Annotated in this window: 8 protein-coding genes; 5 read left to right on the forward strand and 3 right to left on the reverse strand. The window is 71.4% G+C overall.

Features of this window, described 5'->3' with window-relative positions:
• Positions 1-307: 307 nt before the first annotated feature.
• From AC07A6_RS41005 to AC07A6_RS41015, 3 genes are all read right to left on the reverse strand, one after another.
• The gene (locus AC07A6_RS41005) at positions 308-1081 is read right to left on the reverse strand and encodes a glycosyltransferase family 2 protein (protein WP_478780500.1); all 774 of its coding nucleotides are present in this window, start codon (positions 1079-1081) and stop codon (positions 308-310) included.
• 607 nt (positions 1082-1688) lie between these two features.
• Complete coding sequence (locus tag AC07A6_RS41010) at positions 1689-2258, reverse strand: hypothetical protein (protein ID WP_478780501.1); 570 nt, start codon at positions 2256-2258, stop codon at positions 1689-1691.
• Positions 2251-3030 carry an alpha/beta hydrolase gene (locus tag AC07A6_RS41015; RefSeq protein WP_362473170.1) on the reverse strand — a complete coding sequence of 260 codons (780 nt, stop codon included), beginning with the start codon at positions 3028-3030 and terminating at the stop codon, positions 2251-2253. The genes AC07A6_RS41010 and AC07A6_RS41015 overlap by 8 nt, the downstream gene beginning before the upstream one ends.
• Positions 3031-3190: 160 nt before the next feature.
• Between AC07A6_RS41015 and AC07A6_RS41020 the strand changes: the two genes are divergently transcribed.
• The 5 genes from AC07A6_RS41020 to AC07A6_RS41040 all read left to right on the forward strand — a co-directional run bounded on the left by AC07A6_RS41020 (position 3191) and on the right by AC07A6_RS41040 (position 8257).
• Positions 3191-3982: a lysophospholipid acyltransferase family protein gene (locus AC07A6_RS41020; RefSeq protein WP_478780503.1), complete on the forward strand. Its 792-nt coding sequence runs from the start codon at positions 3191-3193 to the stop codon at positions 3980-3982.
• A gap of 54 nt (positions 3983-4036) precedes the next feature.
• Entirely contained in the window at positions 4037-5248 is a 1212-nt protein-coding gene (macS, locus tag AC07A6_RS41025; RefSeq protein WP_478780502.1) for a MacS family sensor histidine kinase, read from the forward strand.
• A gap of 47 nt (positions 5249-5295) precedes the next feature.
• Positions 5296-5940, forward strand: coding sequence for a response regulator (locus AC07A6_RS41030; RefSeq protein ID WP_042803204.1), 645 nt, complete (start codon positions 5296-5298; stop codon positions 5938-5940).
• 155 nt (positions 5941-6095) lie between these two features.
• Positions 6096-7127 carry a 6-phosphofructokinase gene (locus AC07A6_RS41035; protein ID WP_478780504.1) on the forward strand — a complete coding sequence of 344 codons (1032 nt, stop codon included), beginning with the start codon at positions 6096-6098 and terminating at the stop codon, positions 7125-7127.
• Between the two features lie 119 nt (positions 7128-7246).
• Positions 7247-8257 carry a 2-hydroxyacid dehydrogenase gene (locus AC07A6_RS41040; protein ID WP_362473176.1) on the forward strand — a complete coding sequence of 337 codons (1011 nt, stop codon included), beginning with the start codon at positions 7247-7249 and terminating at the stop codon, positions 8255-8257.
• Positions 8258-8390: the final 133 nt, after the last annotated feature.

Consider the following 8390-nt stretch of genomic DNA (forward strand, 5'->3'; position numbering starts at 1 on the left):
TCGGCGACCCTTGACAGACCGACCCGCCCCGGAAAGCCGAAAGACTGCCGGGAAACCCCCAAAGAAACGGCACGGTCCAGAGGAGAAGGGACGGGCGTCTCAGGGACGAGGCGAGGTGCCGGGGGCCGGCCCGCCGGGCATCCGGGCCCTCAGATGTCGAGGTCCCGGGCCGGGGAGGCGGCTACCCGCACGAGAGGTTGATCAGAACCCCCTGGGAAGCACCCAGGCGCAGCAGATCGCTACGCGCTCCTCATCTCTCAGCGTCAGGCGGCCGTCCTGGGCTGATACCCGCGCCAAAGGGCGACCGTCAGATGCGGGAGTTGCGCACCGACTGCCACACGGCACCGGCCAGCGCCCGCGTCGCCCGTGGGACCGACAGGTGCTCGTGCTCGCGGTACAGCGACCAGTTGTACTGGACGAGCGAGAGCTTGTTGGAGGACAGCGATCCCGCCTGGTGGGCCCTGTACACCGCGAGCGGCTCAGCCAGGCCCCGGGCGTCGGCGCCGTCCCGCATGATCGAAAGCCAGAGGGCGTAGTCCTGGCGCTTGCGCATCTCAGGCATCAGCCTCGTGCCCAGGGCGTTGCGGTCGTACATGGCGGTGAGGGCTCCGATGTGGTCGCGGACCAGCATCGCGCGGTAGTCCACGTGCTCCCGGGCACGGACCACGCGCCCGTTGGGGACCCAGTCGGTGCTCTCGCCGTCGTAGTCGGCGTCCATCTTGAAGTACGAGGTGAACGTCAGCGGCGCGGTGGCCTGAGCGGCGAAGGCGAGCTGCTTCTCGGTCTTCTCCGGAAGCCACATGTCGTCGCTGTCGAGGAAGGCGATGTAGTCCCCGCGGGCCCGCTCGATCGCACGGTTGCGGGCCCGGCCGGCGCCGCCCTGCTCGGGCGCCCGCTCCGGCAGGACGCGCTCGTCCTGGCGGGCGAACTCCGTGAGGAGGTCCATGGAGCTGTCGGTGGACCGGTCGTCGGTGACCAGCAGCTCCAGGTCGCCGTGGGTCTGGGTGAGCACCGACCGGACGGCCGCACCGAGGGTCGCCGCCGAGTTGTAAACGGGCATCACGACAGATACCAGGGGCACAGCACTTCTCCTTGCCAGACCGGGAACGACCACCCAATTCAAGCATCGCAGCCGAGTGGGAGCTGCCACGCAGATCGCTGTCGCCCGCCCAAGACGGCCGCCGGACGCTGAAACGGGAGGAGCGCGTAGCGATCTGATGCGCCTGCCGGATTCCTGGGCTGCCCTGATCGTCTTCTGGTGCGGGTATCAGCCCATGACGGTCGCCGGACGCCGAGACATGAGGAGCGCGTAGCGATCCGGCGCGCTTGGGTGGTCTGGAGGGGGCTCTGATCGGCCTCTCGTGCGGGTAGTCGCACCCCTGGCCCGGAATCGCGACTCGTGGGGGCCCGGATGCCCGGCGAGCCGGCCCCCGACCCCTCGCCTGACCCCTGAGGGACCCGCTCCTCCAACGATGGACCGTGCCGTTTCTTTGGGGGTTTCCCGGCAGTCTTTCGGCTTTCCGGGGCGGGTCGGTCGGTCAAGGGTGGCCGAAGGCGATCGCGTAGCGACGCGACGAAGGAGCGCCCTTGAGGGACCGACCCGAACCGGAAGGACGATGGGACTGACGGGAAGCCCCCAACCAGCTCTGAGGCGGTCCGGGGGGCTACCGCCCCCCCCGCACCCACCCCTACACCACCGCGCCGCGTCCCGGGTCGTCGTCATCGTCGTCGTCCCCGCCCGACATGCGGGCGATCAGGGTGGCGAAGCCGCCCAGGAAGCCGCCGATGCCCAGGGTGGTCAGCCACCACGTCATGTCCCACTGGAACAGCACCGCCAGCAGCAGCAGTACCGGTCCGCCGACCACCGCGAGCCAGGCGAACTTCGCCGTCGTGTCCGCCTCCGGCAGCTCCGGCTCCGGCGGGACGAAGTGGCCCTCGTCCGCCGGCTCGGCCGGGGTGTGGTCGCGCGGGCCCGGGGCCGGTGCGCCGACGCCCGGGGCGAACGTGATCGAGCTGCCCAGCTCCGGCTTCGGGGTGGGCTCGGACTCGGGCTTCGGCTCCGGAGCCGGGTCGGCCGTCGGGGCCTTCGGCTCGGGCTTGACGTCCTCTTCCGGCAGCATCAGGTTCTCGATCGGCCGGAACGGCCTCGCCCCCGGCGGGTCCGGCGGTTCCTGTCCGTACCCGGCGACGATCGCGGCCCATGCCGCTTCCTCGTCCAGCGGGGGAACGCCCCCGGAGGACTCCTCGTGCTCAGCCACCGCTGGCCGCCCCCTCCCTGCCGACACTCTTCGCGAGCCGCCCGATGAACGCATAGCTGTCCGCGAAGATCCGCTCCGCGTCATGGTCCAACGTCGCCACGTGGTAGCTCTGTTCCAGCAGGGTCTCGGTGACGTCGGTCGAGGACACGCGCGCCAGGATGCGGGCCGAGTCGACCGGCGGGACCACGTGGTCCTGGGGGCTGTGGAGCAGCAGCACGGGCTGCGTGACCTGCGGCAGCTCGGTGTCCACGCGCTGGAAGAACTTGCGCAGCGAGTGCGCGGCCTTCGTCGGGACGCGGTCGTAGCCGACCTCCGCCGAGCCGGGCTTGGCGATGTCACTGGCGATCCCCGGCGTCGACCGGATGAAGTGCTTGACCACCGGAAGGGCGACGGCCAGCGGGTCGTGCACCTTGTTGGCCGGGTTGACGAGGACGATGCCGCTGATGGCGTCACCGTGCTTGGCGGCCAGCCGCAGCGTCAGCGCGCCGCCCATGGAGAGCCCGAAGACGAAGACCTGCTCGCACTGCTCCAGCAGCTCGCGCAGCGCCCGGTCGACCTCCGCGTACCAGTCCTCCCAGCCGGTGAGCTGCATGTCCTGCCAGCGCGTCCCGTGCCCGGGCAGCAGCGGGAGCGAGACGGTCAGCCCGCGCTCGGCCAGGTACTCGGCCCAGGGGCGGAGCGACTGGGGCGAACCGGTGAAGCCGTGGCAGAGGAGTACGCCCACCTCTCCGCCCTCGTGGCGGAACGGCTCTGCTCCAGGGAGGACGGGCACCAGGGTCTCCTTCGAAGGGTGGGGGGTGCGTTGCGCTGTGTGACTTCACCGTACGCGACCGGGATGACACCGACCAGGGCCGTCGGGCGCTCCGCGCGGGCCCACGGGATATGGTCTGTTCGACAGACACAGGAAGGCTTTCGAGTTGATCTACGGCGCAATGAAGTTCTCCATCGGGGGTTCCCTGAAGCTCGCCTTCAGGCCGTGGGTGGAGGGCCTCGAGAACATTCCCGCCGAGGGGCCGGCGATCCTCGCGAGCAACCACCTGTCCTTCTCCGACTCCTTCTTCCTGCCGGCCGTACTGGACCGGAAGGTGACCTTCATCGCGAAGGCGGAGTACTTCACCTCCCCGGGGGTCAAGGGCAAGCTGACGGCGGCCTTCTTCAAGGGCGTCGGCCAGCTCCCGGTGGACCGCTCCGGCGCGCGCGGTGCGGGCGAGGCCGCCATCAAGAGCGGCATCGAGGTCATCGAGCGCGGGGAGCTGTTCGGTATTTACCCCGAGGGGACGCGTTCACCCGACGGCCGCCTCTACCGCGGCAAGCCGGGCGGTCTGGCCCGGGTGGCGCTGGCCACCGGCGCGCCCGTGATTCCCGTCGCGATGATCGACACCGAGAAGATCCAGCCGCCCGGCAAGGTGGTCCCGAAGCTGATGCGCCCGGGCATCCGGATCGGAAAGCCGCTGGACTTCAGCCGCTACCAGGGCATGGACGGGGACCGCTTCATCCTGCGCTCGGTGACCGACGAGGTCATGTACGAGATCATGAAGCTCTCCGGCCAGGAGTACGTGGACATCTACGCGACGGCCGCCAAGCGGCAGATCGCGGACGCGGAGAAGGCGGCCAAGGAGAGCGGCAAGGCGGCCGACAAGGCGGCCAAGGCCGAGAAGGCCGAGAAGGCCGAAGCGGAGAAGGCCGAGGCCGAGAAGGCCAAGGGAGAGACGGGCGCGGAGTAGCGCGCGCGGCGGGCCGGGAGGACGGGCCCGCCGGTAACGGGGCGGGTGGGGGAGATGGCGAAGCGCGAGCGCGTCGTACGGATGTCGGTCGAGCAGCCGCTGTGGCGGGCCCTGACCGCATACCGGCTGCTCACCATGGTCTACGCGGCCCTGCTGTTCGCCGCGGCCTACCGCAAGTTCGACCAGCCGATGGTGGCGGCGGGCTACCTCGCCCTCCTCGCCGTCTGGACGCTGGCCACCCACCGCCGGGTGGCGAACGCGGCCAGCTGCACCAACGGCTTCCTCGTCGCCGACCTCGCCGTCGCGCTGACCGGCATCCTGCTGACCCCGCTCGCCGACACCCACGAGCGGATCACGTTGGGCGGCCCCACCCTCCCCAGCATCTGGACGGCCGGCTCGGTCCTGGCCTTCGCCCTCAAGGGCGGCTGGCGCTGGGCGGGCTTCGCCTCGACCTTCGTGGCCGCCGCCAACCTGGTCATCCACGGCGGCGACCCCACCCGCGACACCCTGCACAACGTGCTGCTGGTCTGGGTGGCCTCCATCGCCATCGGCTACGTCGTCGAGGTCGCCCGGGCCAGTGAGGCCACCCTCGCCCGCGCCCTGGAGATCGAGGCCGCGACCCGCGAGCGCGAGCGCCTCGCCCGCGACATCCACGACGGGGTCCTTCAGGTCCTCGCCATGGTCCAGCGGCGCGGCACCGAGCTGGGCGGCGAGGCCGCCGAGCTGGGCCGGATGGCGGGGGAGCAGGAGGTGGCGCTGCGCACGCTGGTGTCCAGCGGGCTGGTGCAGCCGTCCCGGGTCTCGCGCGACGGGTCGCTCGGCGCGCTGGTGGACACGTACGAGGTGGAGGAGCCCGGCGCGGAGGAGGCCGAGCTGGACCTGCGGTCGCTGCTGGCCCCGCACGCCGGGTCCCGGGTGAGCTTCGCCGAGCCGGGCACCCCGGTGGTGCTGCCGGCGCCCGCCGCGCGGGAGCTGGCGGCGGCGGTCGGCGCGGCCCTGGACAACGTGCGCAAGCACGCCGGGGAGGGTGCCAGCGCCTGGATCCTGGTCGAGGACTGGGGCGACGAGGTGATCGTGACCGTACGGGACGACGGCCCGGGCATCCCGGCCGGCCGGCTCGACCAGGCGGAGGGCGAGGGGCGCATGGGCGTGGCCCTGTCCATCCGCGGGCGCCTGCGCGACCTCGGCGGCAGCGCCGAGCTGGTGTCCGTCCCCGGACAGGGCACCGAAGTGGAACTGAAAGTACCGAGGGGGAGGACCCAGTGAACGACGCGCACGCCGGCAGCGAGCTCCAGCTCCAGGACATCAAGGTGATGGTCGTCGACGACCATCCGATGTGGCGGGACGCGGTGGCCCGCGACCTGGCCGCGGCGGGCTTCGACGTCGTCGCCACGGCCGGCGACGGGCCGGAGGCGGTACGCCGGGCCCGCGCGGCGGCGCCCCGGGTGCTGGTGCTCGACCTCAACCTGCCGGGCATGCCCGGGGTGCAGGTCTGCAAGGAGCTGGTCGGCGCCGATCCCGCGCTGCGGGTGCTCGTGCTGTCGGCCAGCGGTGAGCACGCCGACGTCCTGGAGGCGGTGAAGTCCGGGGCGACCGGCTACCTGCTGAAGTCGGCCGGGGCGCAGGAGCTGATCGACGCGGTCCGCCGCACGGCGGCCGGCGACCCGGTGTTCACGCCGGGCCTGGCCGGGCTGGTCCTCGGCGAGTACCGGCGGCTGGCCACCGACCCGGCGCCGGCCGCGCCCGACGTGCCGAAGGCCCCGCAGCTGACCGACCGGGAGACCGAGGTGCTGCGGCTGGTGGCGAAGGGGCTGTCGTACAAGCAGATCGCGGAGCGGCTGGTGATCTCCCACCGCACGGTCCAGAACCACGTGCAGAACACCCTGGGCAAGCTCCAGCTGCACAACCGGGTGGAGCTCGTCCGGTACGCGATAGAGCGCGGGCTCGACGACGCGTAACCCGTTCGTACGTCGTACTTACTTGCACCCCGACTCCCCGTACGAGTGAACGGGCGTACGCAACGCCCCGTGCCGTCACCGGAATTGGGCTTTCCGGGGCCCTTGCCGTGACCTGCGTCACCACTAGCGTGACCGCCATGGCGAAGGGAGATTCCATGAAGGTCGGAGTGCTCACCGGCGGCGGCGACTGCCCCGGACTCAACGCGGTGATCAGGGGCGTCGTCCGCAAGGGCACGCAGGAGTACGGATACCAGTTCGTCGGCTTCAAGGACGGCTGGCGGGGGCCGATCGAGGGGGACACCGTCCCGCTGGACATCCCCGCCGTCCGCGGCATCCTGCCCCGGGGCGGCACCATCCTCGGCTCCTCGCGCACCAACCCGTTCAAGACGGAGAACGGCGTCCGGGCCATCAAGGAGAACCTCGCCAAGTTCGAGGTCGACGCGCTCGTCGCGATCGGCGGCGAGGACACCCTCGGCGTGGCCGCCCGGCTCTACGAGGAGTACGGCGTCCCCTGCGTCGGCGTGCCGAAGACCATCGACAACGACCTCTCGGCCACCGACTACACCTTCGGCTTCGACACCGCCGTCGGCATCGCCACCGAGGCCATCGACCGGCTGCACACCACGGCCGAGTCCCACATGCGGGTCCTGGTCGTCGAGGTCATGGGCCGGCACGCCGGCTGGATCGCCCTGCACTCGGGGCTGGCGGGCGGCGCCAACGTCATCCTCATCCCCGAGCAGCGCTTCGACGTGGAGCAGGTCTGCGCCTGGGTGACCTCCCGTTTCAAGGCCAGCTACGCGCCCATCGTGGTGGTGGCGGAAGGGGCCATGCCCAAGGACGGCGACCTGGTCCTCAAGGACGCGGTCTCCCGCGACTCCTTCGGACACGTCCGGCTGTCGGGCGTGGGCGAGTGGCTGGCCAAGGAGATCGAGTCGCGGACCGGCAAGGAGGCCCGTACGACGGTCCTCGGGCACATCCAGCGCGGCGGCACCCCGAGCGCCTTCGACCGCTGGCTCGCCACCCGCTTCGGACTGCACGCGATCGACGCGGTGCGGGACGGCGACTTCGGCAAGATGGTCGCGCTGAAGGGGACGGACATCGTCCGCGTGCCGATCGCGGAGGCCACCGCGAAGCTGAAGACGGTCGACCCCGCGCTGTACGAGGAGGTCGGGGTCTTCTTCGGCTGAGGCGTGCGCTGACGCCGGAGCCGAGGCCTGCGGAGCCGGGCCACGGGTCGTATCGTGACGAAACGACTGAAACGACCGATACGACCCGTGGCCGACCGACCTGTGGGGAGCGAGCGAGCGTGGAGATCCTGGCCTTCGGTGTGACCGCCGACGAGAAGCCCCTCCTGGAGCGCGCCTTCGAGGAACGGTTCGAGGGCCACCACGAGGTCCGCTGCCTCGACGTCTTCCTCGGCGAGGACACCGCGCCGATCGCCGCCGGGTACGAGGTCGTCTCCTCCAGCGTCAACGCGGAACTGCACGGGCGGGTCCTGCGCACCCTGGCCGCCGGCGGCACCCGCATGATCGCGCAGCGCTCCACCGGCTTCAACAACATCGACCTGGACGTGGCCCGGCAGCTCCGGATGACCGTCAGCCGGGTCTCGTACTACTCCCCCTACTCGGTGGCGGAGTTCGCCTGGACCCTGGCCATGGCCGTGAACCGCCGCATCGTCCGCGCCTCCAACCGCACCCGGGACTTCGACTTCCGCCTGAACGGCCTGATGGGCCGCGACCTGCGGGGCCGCACGGCGGGGGTCCTCGGCACCGGCAAGATCGGCGAGGCGTTCACCCGGATCGCCCACGGCTTCGGCATGCGGCTGCTGGGCTGGGACCTCGTGCCGAACCCGGCGTGCGTGGAGCTGGGCATGGCGTACGTGGACAAGGACGAGTTGTTCGCCTCCGCCGACCTGATCAGCCTGCACGTGCCGCTGCTGGAGTCCACGCACCACATCGTCGACGCGGCCGCGCTGAAGGCGATGCGGGACGACGCGATCCTCGTGAACTCCAGCCGGGGCGGGCTGGTCGACACGGAGGCCCTCGTCGCGGAGCTGCGGGCGGGGCGGTTCACGGGGGTGGGCCTGGACGTGTACGAGGCGGAGGCCGGGGTCTTCTTCACGGACCGGTCCCTGGAGGCGGTCGAGGACGACACCCTGGCCCGGCTGGTCACCTTCCCGAACGTGGTCGTGACCAGCCACCAGGCGTACTACACGCTGGACGCGGTGGGGCAGATCGTCGACGCGACGGTCTCGAACGTGGCGGATTACCTTGCGGGGCGGTGCTCGGACAACACGCTTGTTCCTCCCGGGGGCTGAGTTGGGCCGGGGTGCGGGGGCGCCTGCGGCGGGCCGTCCCCTACTCGCCCTTCCACCGTTCCCCGGGGCTCCGCCCCTGACCCCGCGCCTCAAACGCCGGCGAGGCTAGATAGGCCGGCCGGCGCCTGGCGGG

Source organism: Streptomyces sp. NPDC044002 (genome assembly GCF_056434525.1).

Bases quoted from the DNA above. Each gene is read 5' to 3' on its own strand.
- AC07A6_RS41030 (WP_042803204.1), top strand. From the start codon at position 5,296: ATGGTCGTCGACGACCATCCGATGTGGCGGGACGCGGTGGCCCGCGAC.
- AC07A6_RS41035 (WP_478780504.1), top strand. From the start codon at position 6,096: ATGAAGGTCGGAGTGCTCACCGGCGGCGGCGACTGCCCCGGACTCAAC.
- AC07A6_RS41020 (WP_478780503.1), top strand. From the start codon at position 3,191: ATGAAGTTCTCCATCGGGGGTTCCCTGAAGCTCGCCTTCAGGCCGTGG.
- macS (WP_478780502.1), top strand. From the start codon at position 4,037: ATGGCGAAGCGCGAGCGCGTCGTACGGATGTCGGTCGAGCAGCCGCTG.